Source organism: Seleniivibrio sp. (assembly GCF_021209385.1).
Classification (GTDB): domain Bacteria; phylum Chrysiogenota; class Deferribacteres; order Deferribacterales; family Geovibrionaceae; genus Seleniivibrio.
The window spans coordinates 91,256-111,551 of sequence record NZ_JAJOIL010000007.1; the positions used below are offsets into that span (position 1 = coordinate 91,256).

The window sequence follows — 20,296 nt, forward strand, 5'->3', positions numbered from 1 at the left end:
AGTGTAAGATGCCGAGGAAAGACCTTGAAAATTACCCTAAGAAAACAGGGTACCGCAAACACCCCGGAATGGTGGCGTGGCTTCTTCACCGTGGCACAGGAGTGATAATCGGACTTTATCTGATCCTTCACATTCTGGGTGTCTCCGGTACAGTTGCTCCCTTTCTGGAAGTGACAAAGCTTTCTGTTGTGAAAGCGCTCTTTCTTGCCAGCTTCTCTTTTCACGCTTTTAATGGTGTCCGTATCGTCCTTATGGAATTCGGAGCCGCAGCCGAAAGGGAATCTTTCAAGAAATACTTTATGGCCGTTGTGTTTCTCACACTTATAATCACAATTATCGGAATCATTCCGATATTCGCAGCGTAAGGGGGAATTGCAATGAGACATTACAAGTATAACGGAACCAGCGACGCTGGTACTATCGGATGGATAATGCAGAGAGTTTCAGGTATCATCCTGATCCTCGTTGTGTTCACACACTTTTTCTCAATGCTGAAAGGCGGAGAGGCAGGTATGATGCAGATCGTAACGGGTCCCATCGCTGCATTCGGCGTATTCCATACTTTTAACGGCTTTAAAATGATCACAGACGACTATGTGGCTTCTGCCGGATGGCGCGGCGTTATCTACGGCATCTACTGGCTGCTGGGAATCGCTCTGGTGATCCTTGCTGTTAAAATATAAGACAGGAGTTGTAAGGATGTCAGTAAAAATAGAATATCATAAGTTTGACGTTGTGGTTGTCGGTGCGGGCGGCGCAGGTCTGAACGCGGCTCAGGTCGCTTCACAGTACTGCAAAACTGCGGTTATCTCCGAAGTTTACCCCACCAGAAGCCACACCATTTCGGCACAGGGCGGTATTTCCGCTGCTCTTGGCAACCTCGAAGAGGATCACTGGCACTGGCACATGTATGACACGGTAAAAGGTTCTGACTACCTTTGCGATCAGGATGCCGCAGAATACATGACAAAACAGGCTCCCGAAATGATCATCGCTCTTGAGCACATCGGTCTGCCCTTCTCAAGAACACCCGAAGGCAAGATCGCACAGCGTCCTTTCGGCGGTCACACTGCCGAATTCGGTAAAAGAGCCGTTAAAAGAGCCTGCTACGCCGCAGACCGTACAGGTCACGCGATGCTGCAGACCCTTTATGAGAAATCAGTCGCACAGGGTACACACTTCTACAGCGAATTTTACGCTCTCGAACTGCTTGTAAACGACGGCGCAGTGAACGGCGTTCTCTGCTTCGACATACAGAACGGCGAACTCCACATCTTCAACGCGAAAGCGGTTGTTTTCGCAACAGGCGGTAACTGCCGTATCTTCCAGACTAACTCAAACGCACACATCAACACCGGTGACGGTCTTGCACTTGCAATGCGCAAAGGTTTTTCATGGAGTGACGCTGAGTTCTTCCAGTTCCACCCCACAGGTATCTACGGCGCAGGAAACCTTATCACTGAAGGCGTGCGCGGTGAGGGCGGTATCCTTCTGAATGCTCAGGGCGAGCGCTTCATGGAAAGATATGCTCCCACCATCAAAGACCTTGCACCCAGAGACATCGTTTCCCGTTCAATGACCAAAGAGGTTCTTGAAGGAAGAGGCGTAGGTCAGTTCAAAGACCACACTCTGCTTAAAATAGACCACATCGGCGCGGCAAACATTATGGAAAAACTTCCCGGTATCCACGAGCTTGCTCTTGTGTTTGCGGGTGTTGACTGTACAAAAGAACCCATCCCCGTTAACCCCACTGCCCACTACCAGAACGGCGGTATCCCCACAGGATATCTGTCTCAGGTTATCAAAGGCAACATGGAGAAAGAGGAATTCGTTCCCGGATTCTTCGCTGCGGGTGAGTGCGCTTCCGCTTCCGTTCACGGTGCGAACCGTCTCGGAACAAACTCTCTGCTCGACCTTGTCGTCTTCGGACGTACTGCTGGCGAACAGGCGGCAAAATATGCAATGGCAAACAGCATCGTTTCCCTTAAAGATGATGCCGGTTCAGAAGGTCTCGCAAACCTTCAGAAATATGCCAATGCAAACGGCAAGCACACATTCGGCGAAATCTGGGGCGAACTGACCAGAACAATGCAGACAAAAATGGGCGTTTTCAGAACTGAAAAACTCATGAAAGAATGTTATGCAACTCTGCTTGAACTGGAAGCCAAAATGGACGACTATCGTGTTAACGACAAATCTTCCGTTTACAACCTTGACCTTATCGAGGCTCTTGAGCTTAACAACATGATTCTCGTTGCCAAGGCTTGTACACAGGCTGCTATACTCAGAAAAGAGTCAAGAGGCGGTCACTTCCGCGATGACTATCCGGACAGGGACGATGTCAACTTCCTGAAACACACAGAAGTGTATCTTGAAGAAGACTGCAAAACTCCGAGAGTGGACTACAGAAAAGTACGTCTTCAGCCTCTCACTGTTGAAACTTTCCCGCCTAAGGCAAGAGTTTACTAAGGGGAGATGGAAATATGACTACAGTTACTTTTGAAATTTTCAGATACGACCCTGATAAGGATAAAGAGCCTTACTACCAGGCATATAAGGTTGAGCTGAGAAGACCCGGCTACCTTATGCTGGATGCTCTTAATCAGATAAAATGGGAGCAGGACCCCACTCTTACATACCGCCGCTCTTGCCGAGAAGGCGTTTGCGGATCTGACGGTCTGAATGTTAACGGCGTTAACATGCTTTCATGTATGACAAAAGTTGAGGATCTGGGTTCTGACCACATAGTTGTTCAGCCCCTTCCCGGTATGAACGTTATGAGAGACCTTGTTGTCGATGTCGACGATTTCTTCAACAAGTTCATAGCTGTTAAACCCTACCTCATCAGAAAGTCTCCGAACCCTGATAAAGAAATCTATCAGTCACCGGAAGACAGAAAGAAACTGGACGGACTGTATGAGTGTATCCTTTGCGGATGCTGCTCATCTTCTTGCCCCTCTTTCTGGGCAGACAAAAAATATCTCGGACCCAACGCGGCACTGCGCGCATGGAGATATATTGTCGACTCAAGAGACGAGGGCGCGGAAGAGCGTCTGCCTATCCTGAACGACAAGCACGGCGTGTGGAGATGCCACACCATTTACAACTGTGTGGAGGCATGCCCGAAAGAGCTGAACCCCACAGAAGCTATCATGAATATCAGGAAAATGCTGCTGGATCAGCAGGTTTAATAGAAGGGGAGCTTCGGCTCCCCTTTTTTTTGGCGCTTATATGCTTTGCATTACTGCGTCAGTTTTTCAATTTTTCGGGTCATGTACTTATGTGTACACTCCCCTTCAAAATCAAAAATCTTCCTTGTACTGCTTGCATCTAAGCACCAAAATCCTGCTCCTCCCTTTGATAAAGCATTTGCCTTCTTTTGTGGAATGTTTCTGAACCAAGTAGCTTTAAAATTATCCTCACATACTTCTATGTATGCTCGTCAATTTTTACTCGTCCGCCTTGAACTACTCGGTTCTGAAAAGCAAAAGCATATTATTGTTTTTGCTTCACAGATACGTTTGATCTGATGTATTATCTATTATGAATATTGAAAAAGCACCTGATTCAGAACTACTTTTTTATCAATCAGAAAACGGAGAAACACGGATTCAGGTGCGTGTCCATGAAGACACCATCTGGATGAATCAAAAGAGTATTGCAGAACTTTATCAAGTTACAGTTCCTACCATCAATCATCATTTAATGAACATCTATGAAGATGGAGAACTTGCACCCGAATCAACTATTAGAAAATATCTAATAGTTCAAACCGAGGGCAGAAGGGATGTTGAACGTTTGGTTGATCATTACAGTCTTGAGATGATTATTGCTGTTGGTTATCGTGTGCGCTCAAAAGCCGGTACTCGATTCAGACAATGGGCAACAGATAAAATCAAAGAATATGTAATTAAAGGCTTCACCATTGATGACGAAAGACTGAAAGGCAACCGAAGTGTTGACGGCAAAGACTACTTTGATGAACTGCTGGAACGCATCAGAGACATCAGGGCATCAGAGAGACGTTTCTATCAGAAGATTACAGATATATACGCTTCATGCAGCGTTGATTACGACAATAATTCTGAGATCACAAAGGAATTCTACGCCACGGTACAAAACAAACTTCACTGGGCAATACATGGTCACACAGCGGCAGAAGTCATAAAAGAACGTGCTGACGCAGATAAACCTAATATGGGGCTTACTACCGTCTTTGGACGCATTACGAATAGAACACTCGTTTCTTCTCTGAACTTTTCCTGTAAAAAATTTTCTTAGTTCCGCTATCATTTTGACGCGCGTTAATATATAATCCGCGCAAACTACACTGAGGTGAAAAGTATATGGAGTGGCTTGCCGATCCGTCCCAATGGTTTGCATTTGCAGTGCTTCTGCTGCTTGAAATCGTTCTGGGTATCGACAACATCATATTTATCAGCGTCCTGACAAACAAACTTCCCATAGAAAAAAGGGAAAAAGTGCGCAGGCTCGGGCTTACCCTTGCAATGGTGATGCGTATCCTGCTTGTTATGGGTATCTCATGGGTAATAGGACTCACTGAACCCGTGTTCACAGCTTTTGAAAAGGCGATATCATGGAAAGACCTGATCCTTGTCGTGGGCGGTCTGTTCCTTCTGGCGAAAAGTACAATGGAGATACATCACTCCGTTGAAGACGGCGGACATGAAGAGAAAGAGGTTAAGCTCTCAGCAAATATGACGGGGATCATCATACAGATTCTGATGCTCGACCTTGTTTTCTCAGTAGATTCCGTGATAACTGCCGTCGGCATGGTGAAATTTGTGTCCATGATGGTTGCGGTGATAATCATATCCGTAGCCGTTATGATGTTTACCAGCAAATACATTGCAGACTTCATCGAAAAACACCCGACATTTAAGATGCTGGCTCTCAGCTTCCTTATGCTCATTGGGATGAGTCTTGTCGGCGAAGGTCTGCATTTCCACATTCCTAAAGGATATCTGTATTTTGCGATTTCCTTCTCACTGATTGTTGAGGTGCTGAATACGAAGGTGCGTAAGAAACATCAGAAGAGCATGCTGCTGCGTGCGCCTGCTGTCAGTAAAGATTAATGAGACTGCCGCGTCGGCTTAAAGTCTCCTCGCAGAGACAGGTTATTTTGACGTACTGTTTCAAAGCTCGATAATGAAACTAAGACCGGCGGAGTCTTTGCGAAGATGCATTGCTCCGCCGTGTTTTTCCACTATAACGTTTGAAATGACTATGCCCCAGTAATCGAAACTCTGGGAGAGAACCTGATGGTTCCATGGCTGGAGCATGGTATTTATGATGGCTGTGTCAACGTCAACGTAGTGCAAATGTATCTCTATGATAAATCTGTCTTTTCTTTGTTCTGTGGTTATTTTGAACTTAAGCGGTACATACTCGTCGAAAAACCGTATGGAATCTTTGATTATGTAACATATCGCCATCTTAAGGAACATGCGGCTGCCGTGGGCTGTGAAGTTTGCGTTATCTTTAAATTCGGTTGTCATGGTGTACTGGTCGAGGAAGTTGTAAAGGAACGCGGAGAAGTTCTTTGAAAAGTTCTTGTCACGCACCTCGCCTATCACCGTGCGGAGAAATTCCGCTATGTCGAAATCCTCATCAAGCCTCATGGATATTGCGTTTGTGTAGTCGTTGTATCCCGTGACTATCTCCTCGATAAGTCTGCATTTATGCTCAACAACGTTCCATTTCTGTTCCTGCTGTTCGTTCAGCTGTGATTCCGAGCGTATCTTTCTGAGAAATCCTGCGGCAACTGTGAGCGCATTGAGAATGTTGTGCGAAAGGTGTCTGGAAAATCCGGCGACGATAGCCTTTTCCTCCAGTTTTTTCATATGCTGTTCGATGAGCAGTTTTTTGCTGATGTCTTCAAAGATGATTTCATAGTGGGGGATAGCGTTGGTGACCATTGTGGCGTAGGCATTAACGGTGATATATGCACCGTTTTCCGCTCTGAGCTGCATCTGTAGATTTGCAGTCTTCTCCGTTGCCACCAGATTCAGCGTATCCTTGAAATGATTGATGTCCTGAGTGTGGATGAGCGCCGAAAAATCTTTTCCCACAGATGCCTGCATGTCGTATCCTGTTGTGTCGGCAAACTTCTGGTTGGCATATGTTATGTGCATATCCTCGTTCAGCTCAACGATGCTTTCGCCTGCGGAGTTGATAATGTTCTCCAGCTTGGTTTTAAGGAATTCTATCTGGTGGTTTTTGTTGTCTATGAGGTTATAAAGTTCCACAAGCCCTTTGTTCGCTTCGGAAAGCAGGGCATTTTGCTCCTGCAGAAAGCTGATGCGGTCTATGCGGGGTGAAATAGAATAGGTTTTTACTACAAGCTTAATCGCTTCCAGCATATAAGATGTTGGGATATCAGGACTAATGCTGACATGGTTTTCCGGAACGTTTTCGGATATTATTATATTCAGCTTATTTTCTTTAATGAAATCCGTATTGTCCGTGACGATTATATCGGATTCGTCCGGATCGTCTGTGATACGGAAGCAGGTTTCAAGCTCTGCATCCAGCTCCTTAAAATTGTTCAGCCTCTTATACACTGCGGCTTTCAATTTCTTTGAAAAGCTCCTTCTTAATATCTTCGAGAATAGCAGAATCAGTGAGTTTGCGTCCTTCGGCATCTGTGAGATAGAAGGAATCCACAACTCTGTCAACGTCGGTGGATATTTTTGCTTTATCCACGCTGACGCCCATGCGGTTAAACACTCCCAGTATGCTGTAAAGCAGTCCGAGCCTGTCCTGTGCGTATATATCTATTACAGTGTACTGCGAAGATACTTCGTTGTCGAATGTGATTTTTTCTTTTTTGCTCATGAGCTTCGGCTGTGCCAGAATAGAGTTTGATGAGCGCTCCAGAAGCTTTTCTATGTCGGTGGCACCGTTTATGGTGTCGATGATGCGGTTTATCAGAAGTTCTTTTTTGCTGTCAGGTATTTTTGAGCCTGCAAAAGGGTTGTCCACCAGAATATTGTCGATGGTTATGTCGTTGTTCATTGTGTATATCTGCGCCCATTTGATGTTATAGCCCAGAGATGCCAGCGCACCGCATATTTTGCGCAGAAGACCGACGTGGTCATATGTACAGACGAGTATCTGCATGGTGTCCAGCTCTTCTCTGGTGTCCACCTCGACGATGATTCTGTTGCTTTCGTTTATTTTAAGCGCCATTGACAGATAGCTGATTATCTGACCGACCTTGTTTCCGTAGATGAACTCTTCGTCAAGAGTTTTTGATGCTTCGTATATCTCCGGCGTGAGTTTGCAGCGTTCTTCCAGTTTTTCCCGACGCAGTTTCACCACGGCGTTGTACTCTTTTACGAGGTCTTCGTTGTTCAGCGCCTGTTCGGCTTTTTCATGCAGTTCCTTGAGCAGGCTGTTTTTCCACTCGTTGAACGATGCTCCGCCGACGGCGTTCATGTCTGCGTATGTAAGCAGGAAAAGGATGTCGAGTTCCTGCTGGTTGTTAACGTAGCTTATGAAGTGGTTTATAACGTCTATACTGTGCAGGTCGCGCCTTTGGGCGATGTGGCTCATCAGAAGGTGATGCTCCACCATACTGCACACAGTGTCCGTATCTTCAAGCCCCATTCCGAGGAATTTACAGATTGAACGTGCCATCTGTGCGCCCACGATGCTGTGGTTTTTGCCCTGTCCCTTGCCTATATCGTGCAGAAGCAGTGCAAGCGCCAGCAGGTCTTTGCGTTTAAGCCTGTTGAACGCCTCCTGATATCTTTCAAGGTGGGGCGGAAGAGTGCCTGTGAGCTTGTCCAGATAGCTGAGGGCAAGGTATGTGTGTTCATCCACCGTGTAGTGGTGGTAATAGTCGAACTGCGCACGGCAGATGATGTATTCAAATTCGGGTATGATCGCCTGTAAAACGCCGCATTTTGCCATGTTTGATACTATGCGGCTGGATTCTGGAAAAGACGCTATCGCTTTAAGAAATACGGAGCCGTATTTCTGTGTGAATTCGGAATCTATGAGATATGTCTTCTCTTTGATAAGGTCAATGGTGGAATCCGCCAGTTTAAGCCCCTTGTTAGCGGCATAGGTGAATACTGATATCAGTTTTCTGGGGTTTTCGTCGAAAATATTTTTGCTTTCCACTGTAAGGGTGTTTGCGTACTGAACGAAACCGTCTGAAAGTCTGAGAGAGAATACTTTCTTCTGGAACCATTTATGGGAAAGCTCCGCCAGAGTACGGTTGATTACCTTCTGGGTTATTTCCGAGGTGGATTTCGCCATTATATAATAGTCGCGCATGAAAATTTCGACGCTCTGCACGCTGGAAGTGGCGGTATAGCCGAGGTTCTTGGCTATCTCCATCTGCGCCTCAAGGCTCATAACATCGTATTTTCTGTTGTGATAATAGTGCAGTTCGTTGCGCACGCGGAACATAAATTCCGCGTTCTCTATCAGTTTTTCGTATTCGCTGTTGGTGAGGATGTTGTGTTTAACTGTTTCGTGGAGACTTTTTGTTTTATAGAGTATTTTGCAGATCCAGTAGATGGTGTTGATATCGCGCATGCCGCCGTTGCCCTCTTTTATGTTTGGCTGGAGGCGGAAGATGGAGTCGCGGAATTTGCTGTTCCGGTTGCGCACCCCGTCTATCTTCATCAGGAGAAATTCGTGTTTTCCTTTCTCCATGACCTTTTCGTTGATTATCTTAAGAAAGGCTTCATACTCCTTGCGGGAGCCGAAGATGAATCTGTTGTCAATGAAGGATGTGCGGACAACTTCGTCTTCAAGTGCCGCCTTAGCGACCTCTTTAAGCTCCTTCACCTGAATTCCGGGGTTAACGCCTATGTCCCACATGAAGGTCGTGAACTCGCTTATGAACCGCTCATAATTTTTGTTCATTCTTCCTTTATGGAGTATGAGTATGTCGATATCCGAGAAGGGAGCCATCTGTTCTCTGGCATATCCGCCGAGGGCAAGAACGGCTATTCCGTCAGTTTCTCCGGCAGACTGACAGGTTTTGATGACTATCTCGTCTGCAAGCTCCGTAAGTCTCTGGCTGAGCTGCCATGATGTAGTGTAGGAAAAGCGGTTCTTTTTTATGTTTTCCCACGTTTCCTGATAATATTTTTTAATGGCTTGAGAATTACACATAACCTTCTCTTTCTAACCTTTAAACAGCAAATAAGACACACCGCGAAAGTTTTTCAGGAACTTTCCGTGCTGTGGAAGCATCAATTTGTGTTAAAAGATAATTCTTTGCATGAATATATTAATTATATACATAATTTGTAAAATACAAATCCTTAATTTTGATATCAGGGTAATATTCCTCAATTTTCATGGCGATAAGCTGTTTTGCCCTCATGCGTTCCGCTTCGGAATTCAGCTCGTCAGGCGTGAGCGATGTCATCACGGAATTGATGATTATTGCGACCCTGTCCTTGCGCTTTTGTATTTCTTTCGCGCTGGCTTTGTCATATGTCTCAAAAGAAAGGTCGTATCTGTAATACTGTTTTCCGCCGGAACCTGTACTTGTGACCAGATCCTTGAGTTCAACGCGGAATATTCCGTCTTTGAAATTGGTCTCGGTCTTATAATCTTCAAAGGCGTTTTTTCTGGTACCAATATCGCCGATGCTGAAAGACAGGTTGCCTTGAAGGAAATAAACCATATATGCGAGCAAGCATACAAATAAAATTAAAAGGATAAACTGAAAAAACTTTTTCATAAAAAACTCCGGGCAAAGTTTTTCTACAATATAGCACTATACTTTTGAATTAAAACAGATATATTCTTTTTAATGAAAAAAAGCACTTCCGCTATAAACGCTGAAAGTGCTTTTTTATATCTAAAACCTACAGGGGAATACACCTGAAAAAATGAATATATTTATCTATACCTTTGGATGCAAAGTAAATCAAGTGGAAAGTGAAAATATTGTAAATAATGCAAAAAAATACGGTTTTACTCCTGTTTCCAATATCGAAGAAGCTGAACTGATAGTGATTAATAGTTGTGCAGTTACAGAGAACGCAGAGAAAAAGTTCCGCAATCTTATAAAAAAACTGAAAAAAGACAATCCTGCTGTTATTGTCGCCGCAACAGGCTGTGCAGCGGAGAAAGAGAAAGAGAAACTTAAGAATATAGGCGCTGATATTGTGGTTACTAACTCCGGAAAAATGGACATTTTGCAGTATATTTCTGAAAATTCCGATTTTTTGCGCAGTATTTCGGAACCTCATGAGTTTGTTCTTGCTGAAAACCCGAAGATGATCACCAGAACACGAGCATTCGTAAAAATTCAGGACGGATGCGACAGTTTCTGCGCCTACTGCATAATCCCGTCTCTGCGCGGAAAACCTTCAAGTCGCGATATGGATTCTATTGTGAACGAGGTCAGGCACCTTGTTGAAAGCGGACACAAAGAGATAGTCCCGGTCGGTATACACGTCGGGAAATACGGTTTGGATCTCGGAGACGGAGTTAACCTAGTTACCCTTATAAAAAAACTGCTTAAAGAGATAGACGGGTTCCGCATAAGGCTCACCTCCATAGAACTTAACGAGCTTACTGATGAAATGGTTGCTCTGCTGACAGAAAATCAGGACAGAATATGCCGTCATTACCATATACCACTCCAAAGCGGTTCCACAGAAATACTTAAAAAAATGAGAAGACACTACACCGCCGAAGAGTATATTGAAAAAGCGCAGATGCTCAAAAAACTGGTGCCGGACTGTACCATTGGCGCGGATATCATCGTCGGTTTTCCCACAGAGACGGACAAAAATTTTAAAGAAACGATGGACACTGTCCGCAGGGCGGCGATAGATCATATACATGTATTCAGCTATTCCGACCGTTCCGGCACTGAAGCTAGTCTTATGAACGGCAAAATAGACGGCAAAACGAAGTCCGCCCGTGCAAAAGAACTGCGCGTGACAGCAGGCGAAATGAAACGGATGTCGGCTGAAAGAATGGTGGGCAAATGCCTGAAAACTCTGACTCAGAATGATAATACGGGGCTGACGGATAATTTTTTTACGGTCATATTCCCAAATGGGGTTGTGCAGAATCAGCTTTTAGATGTATTAATAACAGATGTCGAAAGCGATAATACACTGAAAGCGGAGATAATTGAGCATGAACACTAAAATAGTTATAATCGGAGGGGTCGCCGCAGGCGCGACAGCGGCAGCGAAAGCCAGACGCACCAGCGAGGACGTCTCAATCACTATGGCGGAAAAGGGCAGATATATTTCGTTTGCCAACTGCGGTCTGCCATACTACACAGGCGGAACCATCGCCTCCAGAAACAGCATCCTTCTTCACACCAAAAAAACCTTCGGCGACAGATTCAACGCCGATGTAATGACAAACACCGAGGCTCTTTCAATCGACCCTGTGAAAAAAACTGTTCTTTTCGCAACAGAGAAAGGGCAGGTTGAAACACCATATGACAAATTACTCATTGCAACAGGAGCAAAGACTTTCATCCCGAAGATTGAGGGGATAGACACCGTTCCGTATTTCACCATGCGTACGGTGGACGATGCCGACGGCGTTAAAGCGTGGATAGAGACGAAAAAACCTAAGAGCGCCCTTATCATCGGCGGCGGTTTCATCGGTATCGAAACTGCGGAGGCAATGCTTCACTGCGGTATAAAACCTGTTGTTGTTGAAGCGCTGGATGAAATAATGCCGAATCTACCGCGCATCATAGCCATGAACCTGCGCGAGAAGATGGTGTCCGATGGTTGTGATGTAGTTATCAGAAAATACGTCAAAAAGCTCACCCAAACGGACAGAATTCATGCCGAACTTTCTGACGGAACGGTTATTGATACCGATCTTGTTATCCTCTGCACAGGTGTGCGTCCCGCGACGGAGCTTGCTGCTGCGGCAGGTGTTGTGGTTGGTGAAAGGGGCGGTATCCTCACAAACGAACGCATGGAAACCAATGTAAAGGATATCTATGCGGCAGGTGACGTGGTCGAGAAGACCAATCTCATCACGGGTAAAAAAGTGCTGATGCCCCTTGCGGGTCCCGCAAACAGAGAGGGCAGAGCCGCCGGATGCAACATGGCAGGCGGCGATATGGTATTCAAAGGTGTCATAGGCTCATCCGTGGTGGGTTTCAACGGATTTGTGTCTGCCCAGACCGGACTTACATACGAACAGGCTATTGCCGCCGGATTCGATGCCGACTACGTTTATACTGAAGACGTTAACACCTCTTCATATTATCCGGGACACGGGTATATATTCATGATGACAGTATTTGATAAAAAAACGGGCAGACTGCTGGGGCTTTCCGCCTGCGGTGCGGACGGAACGGAAAAGAGAGCTGACGAGGCGGCTGTTGCCATCTATGCCGGACTTTCCGTTTACGATCTTGAGCATCTTGAGTTCTGTTATGCGCCACCCTTCGCATCAGCGAAAGACAACCTGAACATAGCGGGTTTTGTAGCTTCAAACAGTTTGCGCCACACAGGTTTCACCGTCACTCCCGAATTTATATACGAAAAGATAAAGAAGGGTGAAAAACTCCAGCTTCTCGACGTTCGTTCCGCGCCGGAGCATAAAGCCTATGCTATAGAGGGTTCTAAGCACGTTTTTGTAAATGATGTGAGAAATAGTACGGATAAAATTGACAGAAGCCAGCCTGTTTATGTATATTGTGCTGTCGGATTCAGAGGCTACCTTGCCGTGCGCAGTCTCAGAAACCTCGGTTTCGAGGCGTACAACATAACCGGCGGCATAGAGGCCTATTTCAGAGTGAAGAAAATTTCCTGAAACAGAGGTAACTTATAAATGAACACGGTTCTTTCCACCGAGCTTAAAGGGCTCAAACTCCTCGGAAGAGGTAAGGTCAGAGACATCTATGATCTTGATGACAGGATGCTCATCGTAACAACCGACAGAATCTCGGCTTTCGACGTTATCATGCCAAACGGCATCCCCAACAAGGGCAAGATACTCACCGAGATGTCACTTTTCTGGTTTGAGAAGACAAAACACATTATCAAAAACCACCTTATCACCGCTGATGTGAACGAAATGCCTGAGGTCTGCCGTCAGTATGCTGACATCCTTGAAGGCAGAACAATGCTTGTTCACAAATGCAAACCCTATCCGGTTGAGTGCGTGGCAAGGGGCTACATCACAGGTTCCGGCTGGAAAGACTATCTTGCCACAGGCGAAATATGCGGAATTAAGCTTCCCGCAGGGCTGAAAGAATCCGAAAGATTCCCCGAAACCCTTTTCACTCCCGCATCAAAAGCTGATCTGGGCGAACACGACGAAAACATTTCATTTGAACAGATGAAACAGAAGATCGGCGCTGAAACAGCACAGAAACTGAAAGACTATACCGTTAAAATATACGAAACAGCGAGAGACCTCGCACTTGAAAAGGGCATCATCATTGCCGATACCAAGTTCGAGTTCGGCGAGCTGAACGGCGAGATCATACTTATCGACGAGATACTGACTCCCGACTCATCCAGATTCTGGAGCAAGGCTGACTATGCCGCGGGTAAACCTCAGCAGGGTATGGACAAACAGTTCGTCAGAAATTATCTGGAAACACTGGACTGGGGCAAGAAAGCACCAGGACCGGTTCTTCCCGAAGACATCGTTAAAGGCACAGAAGCCATATATCGCAAAATAGCGGATATTCTGAAAAGTTAACTATCAATACAGCGGGTGTACAAAACACCCGCCTTTTTTAATCTGTAAATCTCTCCTTAAATATTTTGTAAAATGAGTAATTTTCTAGTGGCAAAATAATTGAGGTGTGCTATTTTTTAAATAGATATCCGATATTACTACACATATGGGTGTTTATGAAGAAATATAGCGACAACTTACTGACTTTATTGCTTGCAGCCATATTGGCGGCAGGAATGTTTATTGCTTTTTTATTGAACGACAACAGACATTTACATCATATTGATCATATGTATATTATTTCTCTCCTTTTTATAGCATTTGGCTTATTCGTTTTGAAACTCTATCGTGATAATGAAAATAAAAAGTTAACTTCCGTTCTGTCTCTTGTGGAGACCATTGGAAGCATGGGCAGTTTTGAATGGAACAGCAGAGACGGGAAATTCTATTTTTCAACTCTTGCTGCCTCCCGTCTTGATCTTCCGCCAAACAGACGTGTGGGAATGGAAGAGTTTCTGGATAAAGTGGCGGAACATGACAGAACAGCGGTTTCAGGTGCTTTTCTTCTTGATTGTTCCGTTAATAAGGAAGAGATAAACCTTACTTTCGAGACAGCGGAAAACCGCAGGCTTATAAAACTCACTGCCGTTCCCGTAATTTACAGGGAGGGATATGTCAGTGGCATTAAAGGTATAATGGAAGATATCACGGAACAGGTGAAGATAGAACGCGAGAGGGATATGCTTTTTCTTCTTTCCCGCGACGGCATAGCCATTCTGGATATGGATACCTATTTCAAAGATGTCAACGGTGCCTATGAGGCTATGACCGGATACGGGAGGGACGAACTTCTTAAAATGTCCTGTCTGGAGCTTACTCACAAGGACGATATCCCTGCGACAGTTGCTATGATGAAAACACTTGTGGAAACCGGCTACTGCGACAGATTTGAAAAACGCTGTATCAGAAAAGACGGCACATACATAAACGTCCAGATGAATCTTATCCTGCTGCCTAACGGTACCATAATGATCACCACAAGGGATATATCCGACATCATGGAATATCAGCAGAAACTGAGACGAAACGAACAGAATCTTAGGCAGCTTTTCGAGGTTTCGCCGATACCGATGTGTCTTACAGATGGCAAAGGGAAGCCTATCCTTCTGAACAAAATGTTCACAGACATTTTCGGATACGACATACATGACCTGAACACCAGCTCTGCATGGTGGAAACTTGCTTTTCCGAACGAACAGTACCGGATTATATCCAGAGAGCGCTGGAAAAAATATACTGTAAAGATTGCCGCCGGGGAAACTCCTCAGCCAATCCAGGCTACTGTTACCTGTAAAAGCGGGGCAAAACGGGAGATTGTTTTCCTTTATTCAGTCATGGAAGACGTTGGGATTATAGCTTTCTACGACATAACGGACAGGGTTGCCGCCGAAAACAGACTTCAGGAGTATATCTCTATAGTCGACGACAACGTTCTTATACTCCGCACAGGGAACAAAGCGGAGATACTCACCGTCAGCAACGCATTCTGTCGCCTTTCGGGCTATACCAGAGAAGAACTTATCGGTAAACCGGCGATGATTCTTAACCATGAGGATTTTCTGGAAAGTGTTCAACCTGTCATAATGGAGACTATCTACTCCGGCAAGCCATGGTCGGGCGAGATAAAAAAAGTTAATAAGAACGGTGAGGAATTCTGGGTACAGAGCGTTATACAGCCTGTCTTTGAAAACGGGATACGCATGGGCTTTGTATCTGTTTCCACTGATATAACCGACAAGAAACGTATAGAAGTGCTTTCCGTAACGGATAAACTTACCGGAATATACAACAGAATAAGACTGGACGAAGTGCTTTCAACAGAATATGTTAGATTTAAGCGTCACGGGCTGGTATATTCTCTTATCATGTTCGACATAGATTTTTTCAAAAAAGTTAATGATACCTACGGGCATCTTGTCGGTGATGAAGTGCTTAAATCGCTGGCGCAACTTATAAAAACTTCTATCCGCGAATCAGATGTTTTTGGCAGATGGGGCGGTGAGGAGTTTCTTATTGTCTGCTGCGGAACTGATGCTGATGGCGCATATAATCTTGCTTCAAAGCTCAGGCGGAAGGTTGAATTGTTTGAATTTCCATCCGTTGACAGACTTACTTGCAGTTTCGGTGTTGCGCAGATAGACGCTGCCGGAACGGATGATATGGTAAAAAGAGCGGACGACGCCCTTTACAGGGCAAAGCAGGGCGGACGTAACAGGGTTGAAAAATGAAGATACTTACAGTTTATGCAACAAAATACGGATCAACTGAAACTGTGGCACAGTGGATTAACGACAGGTTTCTGATAGGCGGACATGATGCCAGATGCATGAACGTTGCAGAAAATCCCGAATGCGGCGGTTTTGACATGGTTCTTCTCGGTTCGGGTATATATTCTCACAAGTTTCTTTCTGAAATGGAACAGTATATTGCATCCAATATAGATGCGCTGATGCTCAGCAAAACGGCTCTTTTCGGCGTTGCCATGCGTACGGAAACTTTTTTCCGCAGGGGCAATGCCTACGGCGGAACCGTAATGCTGGAACGCTACGGTGCAATGCTCGGTCAGAGGTGCATTGTCGGAAGAATTCTTGGCGGTGAGATGGTCTTTGAAAGGCTCACTGACACAGATAAGCACAGACTGGAAAAATTCTATCACTCAATAGCTCTGAGCGAAGCGGAGCAGGCAACCAGAAGGCACCCAAGAACATTTCTCAATAAACGTCAGTGTTGGGATTTTGCGGAAGAGATAATCGATTGCGCTGGTAAGTGACGGCTATTAAAGAATATTTAATTCCTGCTTAAGAGCGTCAATCGCGCGTTTTGCGTATGCCGCTTTCTTCTCTTTCTTGTCGCGAATGCGATGTTCAAATTGCGGAACCATGCCGAAATGGAAGTTGCTGGGGACGTATTCTTTCCTGTTTTCAGCAAGCTCTCCCGAAACGTGACGGGCAAGGGCGCCAAGAGCCGTGAATTCTGAAAATCCGTTAAAATCAGGATTACAAAGTGAATATGCAGCCAGAAGACCGCTTGCGGCGGATTCCATATAACCTTCCACACCTGTTATCTGCCCTGCGAAATAGAGCTGTTCGTCACCTTTAACGCGGAAACAGCGGTCGAGCACCTTAGGTGCGTGGATGTATGTGTTTCTGTGGATACTGCCGTATCGCAGAAATTCTGCGTTCTCAAGCCCCGGAATAAGTCCGAAGACCCGTTTCTGTTCCCCTATTTTCATCTTTGTCTGGCACCCCACAAGGTTGTAAGCTGTGCCTTCTTTGTTTTCCATACGCATTTGAAGCACAGCGGCGTATCTTTCGTTTGTGATTGGGTGTCGCAGACCAACAGGACGGAAAGGACCGAACGTAAGGGTTTTTATACCGCGCGCCGCCATTTCCTCTATGGGCATACAGCCCTCGTATACGTTGAGCTTTTCAAAATCCTCGAAAGCAACTTTGTCCGCCGCCATAAGCTCGTTGTAGAAAAACTCATACTGTTCCTGATTCATGCCGATGTTCAGGTAATCGTTGTCGCCTTTTTCCCAGCGGCTTTTGAAGAAGGCCTTATCCATGTCTATGCTGTCTTTGGATATGACAGGTGCTATTGCATCGAAGAAATAAAGTCCGCCGCCAAATTTCGACTTAATTTGTTGCGCGAAAACGTCGCTGGTTAGAGGACCTGTGGCGATTATGCAGGGGCGGTCGGTGGGTATTTCGGTAATTTCTTTTTCGATAACGGTGATGTTCGGGTGATTGCGTATCATGCCGTCAAGCTCTGCCGCGAAATTATCGCGGTCAACGGCAAGTGCGTTGCCTGCGGGGACAGATGTTTTCTCTGCGGCGCGCAGAACTACACTCCCAAGAAGGCGCATTTCGGATTTGAGAAGTCCGCTGGAAGTGTCTTCCGCGGTGCTTTTAAGAGAGTTTGAACAGACCAGCTCGCCGAGGAATTTTGTTTCATGGGCGGGAGTGTTTTTTGCAGGGCGCATTTCAAACAGCTCCACTGAAAAGCCGCGTTCGGCAAGAAAAAAGGCGGACTCGCATCCGGCAAGCCCGCCGCCTATTATCGTAACTTTCTGCATTATTTTACAGTGATGGTTCCGTCTTCAAGAACCTTTGTGGATTTGATGTTCTTGCACTCGGGATATCCTGTACATGCGAAGAATTTGCCTCTGGGTCCTTTACGGAGAGCCATTTTTTTGCCGCATTTCTCGCAGACGACGTTTTCGTCCACCTTATCGGTGTGGGGCATTATCTCGCCTGTTTCCGTTACCTTCATATTGGCTGTGAAGTCGCATTTCGGATAGTTTGAGCATCCTATGAACATACCGTTCTTTCCGCCTTTGACAGTGAGTTTCGCACCGCATTTGGGGCAGGGAACGGCGGCTTCTTCGCCTGTCGCCATGATCTTTATTGAGCCGTCTGCAAGTTTGACGTAGTTCTTGATGTTCTTGCACTCGGGATATCCTGGGCAAGCGAGAACTTTGCCGAAACGGGTGGATTTGAATACCATCTCTTTACCGCATTTTTCACATTCGATACCGCTGGGTTCATCGCCCTGTTTTTCTGTAAGGCGAAATGTGCCGTCCTCAAGCCTTTCATAGTTCGATGTGAATTTGCAGTCGGGATATGAAGTGCAAGCGGCGAAAGAGCCGTTGCGACCGTGTTTTATAGTAAGATCTTTGCCGCATATAGGGCATTTCAGTTCGAGCTTAAGGTCAACTGTGAACTGTTTCTCTGCTTTGTTCAGTTCGGGTTTGAACTTCTTGAAGAAGTCTTCCAGAACACCTTTCCATGTGTTTTTGCCCTCTTCGACGCCGTCGAGTTCCTCTTCCAGATTCGCAGTGAATTTGGTGGCAAAGAACTTGTCAAAGTTGGCAAGGAGCAGGCTCCATACTATGCGTCCAAGCTCAGTGGGTTTGAAGCGTTTTTCCACCATTTCCGCGTACTCGCGGTCTATGATGGTGGATATGATGGATGCATATGTACTGGGTCGCCCGATGCCTTCCTGTTCCAGAGTTTTCACCAGAGTTGCTTCGGAATAGCGTGCGGGCGGCTGTGTGAACATTTGCTTGCTGTCGTGTTTTGAAGCTTTCAGATTTTCTCCGACGGCAGTTTCAAAGATAATTTCCTGATCTTTTTCGGCGGCTTCGTCGGTTCCTTCTATGTAAAGGGTGCGGAAACCGGCAAATTTGATGACCTTGCCCTGAGATTTCAGCCCGTATGCGCCGTTGTTGATGTTTATGGTGTTCTGGTCATAGATCGCATCCGCCATGTTGCTGGCGACGAATCTGTCCCATATGAGTTTGTAAAGTCTGTACTGGTCGTTGTCCAGTTTGCTTTTGACACTTTCCGGCGTGCGGAGAACGGACGTGGGACGGATAGCTTCGTGAGCATCCTGAACGTTCTTTTTCTTCGCCGTGGTCTTTGTGCCTTTTGCGAGGAATTTTTCGCCGAACTCTTTTTTAACGTAGTCCGCCGCTTCTGTCTGCGCTTCCGGTGAAATCCTTGTGGAGTCGGTACGCATATAGGTGATGAGACCCACTGGACCCTCTTTGCCGAGGTCAACACCCTCGTAAAGTCTCTGAGCCACCATCATGGTCTTTTTGGCGGAGAAGTTCAGCTTGCGGCTGGCTTCCTGCTGGAGTTTTGAAGTTATGAAGGGCAGTGGAGCCTTTTCCGGCACCTCTTTCTTTATAACGTCGGCAACGATATAGTCGCCCGCTTTCAGTTCAGCAAGAACCTTTTTGGCTTCCTCTTCGTTCTCTATCTTATATTTTTTGTCGTCTTTCTTTTCCAGTCTGGCTTTGAGCTTGCCCTGTTCCTTCTTGTCGAAGGTAACGTCGATGAGCCAGTATTCTTCCGGTTTGAATTTTTCAATCTCTTCTTCACGCTCCACAAGCAGGCGAAGAGCAACTGACTGAACGCGTCCTGCTGAAAGACCGTATTTAAGCGGCTTCCAGAGCAGAGGGCTGACAAGATAGCCCACCAGACGGTCGAGTATGCGGCGCGCCTGCTGTGCGTTCACACGGTTTTCGTTCACAGGTCCGGTATGTTTGATACCGTCCTCGATACCCTTTTTTGTGATCTCGTTAAAGAGAACTCTGTGTATCTTCGGTGCGTTCTTTTTGCCGAGTTCTTCGGCAATATGCCAAGCTATGGCTTCCCCTTCGCGGTCGGGGTCAGGCGCCAGATAGATTGTTTCGGCAACGTTCGCCTCTTTTTTGAGGTCGTCGATAACCTTCTTTTTGCCTTTGATAACAGAGTATTTCGGCTCGAAGCCGTTTTCGATGTCAACGCCCAGGTCTTTTGCGGGCAGGTCTTTAACGTGTCCGACGCTGGCGAGAACTTTGAAGTCTTTTCCGAGATATTTTTCTATTGTCCTGGCTTTTGCAGGTGATTCCACAATAACTAGATTTTTAGGCATTTATATTCCCGTATCAGTGCAGGTAGTCCTCTTCATCCTCAACGCCGGAGGCATAGAGGGATTTTCTCTCCATAAGGGAGTACAGCACGAGATTTTTAACAGTTTCCACGTCCACCTTGAAAGCCTCGGAGGTCATGGC

Annotated in this window: 15 protein-coding genes and 1 pseudogene; 11 read left to right on the forward strand and 5 right to left on the reverse strand. The window is 45.9% G+C overall.

Annotation, left to right across the window (positions count from 1 at the left end):
- Positions 1-8: 8 nt before the first annotated feature.
- The 6 genes and pseudogenes from LRY47_RS02190 (at position 9) to LRY47_RS02215 (ending at position 5,096) form a co-directional block, all read left to right on the forward strand.
- Entirely contained in the window at positions 9-365 is a 357-nt protein-coding gene (locus tag LRY47_RS02190) for a succinate dehydrogenase (RefSeq protein ID WP_295222159.1), read from the forward strand.
- A gap of 12 nt (positions 366-377) precedes the next feature.
- Positions 378-683: a succinate dehydrogenase gene (locus LRY47_RS02195; protein WP_295222161.1), complete on the forward strand. Its 306-nt coding sequence runs from the start codon at positions 378-380 to the stop codon at positions 681-683.
- 16 nt (positions 684-699) lie between these two features.
- Positions 700-2,469 (forward strand): succinate dehydrogenase flavoprotein subunit, encoded by a 1,770-nt coding sequence (sdhA, locus tag LRY47_RS02200; RefSeq protein WP_295222163.1) that lies wholly within the window; start codon positions 700-702, stop codon positions 2,467-2,469.
- A gap of 14 nt (positions 2,470-2,483) precedes the next feature.
- Entirely contained in the window at positions 2,484-3,191 is a 708-nt protein-coding gene (locus tag LRY47_RS02205; protein ID WP_295222164.1) for a succinate dehydrogenase iron-sulfur subunit, read from the forward strand.
- 352 nt (positions 3,192-3,543) lie between these two features.
- Positions 3,544-4,212: pseudogene (gene rhuM / locus LRY47_RS02210) on the forward strand (RhuM family protein); the annotation flags it as partial.
- A 134-nt stretch (positions 4,213-4,346) separates the two neighbouring features.
- A complete protein-coding gene (locus LRY47_RS02215; protein WP_295222167.1) occupies positions 4,347-5,096 on the forward strand; it encodes a TerC family protein in 750 nt (249 codons plus the stop codon).
- Between the two features lie 60 nt (positions 5,097-5,156).
- Here LRY47_RS02215 and LRY47_RS02220 read toward each other — a convergent pair whose 3' ends face one another.
- The 3 genes from LRY47_RS02220 to LRY47_RS02230 all read right to left on the reverse strand — a co-directional run bounded on the left by LRY47_RS02220 (position 5,157) and on the right by LRY47_RS02230 (position 9,733).
- On the reverse strand, positions 5,157-6,596 hold the full coding sequence (locus LRY47_RS02220) for a PAS domain S-box protein (RefSeq protein ID WP_295222169.1): 1,440 nt from the start codon (positions 6,594-6,596) through the stop codon (positions 5,157-5,159).
- On the reverse strand, positions 6,577-9,156 hold the full coding sequence (gene glnD, locus LRY47_RS02225; protein WP_295222172.1) for a [protein-PII] uridylyltransferase: 2,580 nt from the start codon (positions 9,154-9,156) through the stop codon (positions 6,577-6,579). The genes LRY47_RS02220 and glnD overlap by 20 nt, the downstream gene beginning before the upstream one ends.
- A gap of 118 nt (positions 9,157-9,274) precedes the next feature.
- Positions 9,275-9,733, reverse strand: coding sequence for a flagellar basal body-associated FliL family protein (locus LRY47_RS02230; protein WP_295222174.1), 459 nt, complete (start codon positions 9,731-9,733; stop codon positions 9,275-9,277).
- A 151-nt stretch (positions 9,734-9,884) separates the two neighbouring features.
- On the opposite strand from LRY47_RS02230, the gene mtaB reads away from it, so the two are divergent.
- The 5 genes from mtaB to LRY47_RS02255 all read left to right on the forward strand — a co-directional run bounded on the left by mtaB (position 9,885) and on the right by LRY47_RS02255 (position 16,507).
- Positions 9,885-11,159 (forward strand): tRNA (N(6)-L-threonylcarbamoyladenosine(37)-C(2))-methylthiotransferase MtaB, encoded by a 1,275-nt coding sequence (gene mtaB, locus LRY47_RS02235; protein WP_295222177.1) that lies wholly within the window; start codon positions 9,885-9,887, stop codon positions 11,157-11,159.
- On the forward strand, positions 11,149-12,801 hold the full coding sequence (locus LRY47_RS02240) for an FAD-dependent oxidoreductase (RefSeq protein WP_295222179.1): 1,653 nt from the start codon (positions 11,149-11,151) through the stop codon (positions 12,799-12,801). The genes mtaB and LRY47_RS02240 overlap by 11 nt, the downstream gene beginning before the upstream one ends.
- A gap of 18 nt (positions 12,802-12,819) precedes the next feature.
- On the forward strand, positions 12,820-13,698 hold the full coding sequence (locus tag LRY47_RS02245) for a phosphoribosylaminoimidazolesuccinocarboxamide synthase (protein WP_295222182.1): 879 nt from the start codon (positions 12,820-12,822) through the stop codon (positions 13,696-13,698).
- Positions 13,699-14,066: 368 nt separating this feature from the next.
- Positions 14,067-15,965 carry a PAS domain S-box protein gene (locus LRY47_RS02250; protein ID WP_295222185.1) on the forward strand — a complete coding sequence of 633 codons (1,899 nt, stop codon included), beginning with the start codon at positions 14,067-14,069 and terminating at the stop codon, positions 15,963-15,965.
- On the forward strand, positions 15,962-16,507 hold the full coding sequence (locus LRY47_RS02255; protein ID WP_295222187.1) for a flavodoxin domain-containing protein: 546 nt from the start codon (positions 15,962-15,964) through the stop codon (positions 16,505-16,507). Before LRY47_RS02250 ends, LRY47_RS02255 begins: the two co-directional genes overlap by 4 nt.
- Before the next feature lie 6 nt (positions 16,508-16,513).
- On the opposite strand, the gene trmFO is transcribed toward LRY47_RS02255, so the two are convergent.
- Together trmFO and topA are read right to left on the reverse strand one after the other, a co-directional pair.
- On the reverse strand, positions 16,514-17,812 hold the full coding sequence (gene trmFO, locus LRY47_RS02260) for a methylenetetrahydrofolate--tRNA-(uracil(54)-C(5))-methyltransferase (FADH(2)-oxidizing) TrmFO (protein ID WP_295222189.1): 1,299 nt from the start codon (positions 17,810-17,812) through the stop codon (positions 16,514-16,516).
- Positions 17,812-20,157 (reverse strand): type I DNA topoisomerase, encoded by a 2,346-nt coding sequence (topA, locus tag LRY47_RS02265; RefSeq protein WP_295222190.1) that lies wholly within the window; start codon positions 20,155-20,157, stop codon positions 17,812-17,814. The genes trmFO and topA overlap by 1 nt, the downstream gene beginning before the upstream one ends.
- Positions 20,158-20,296: the final 139 nt, after the last annotated feature.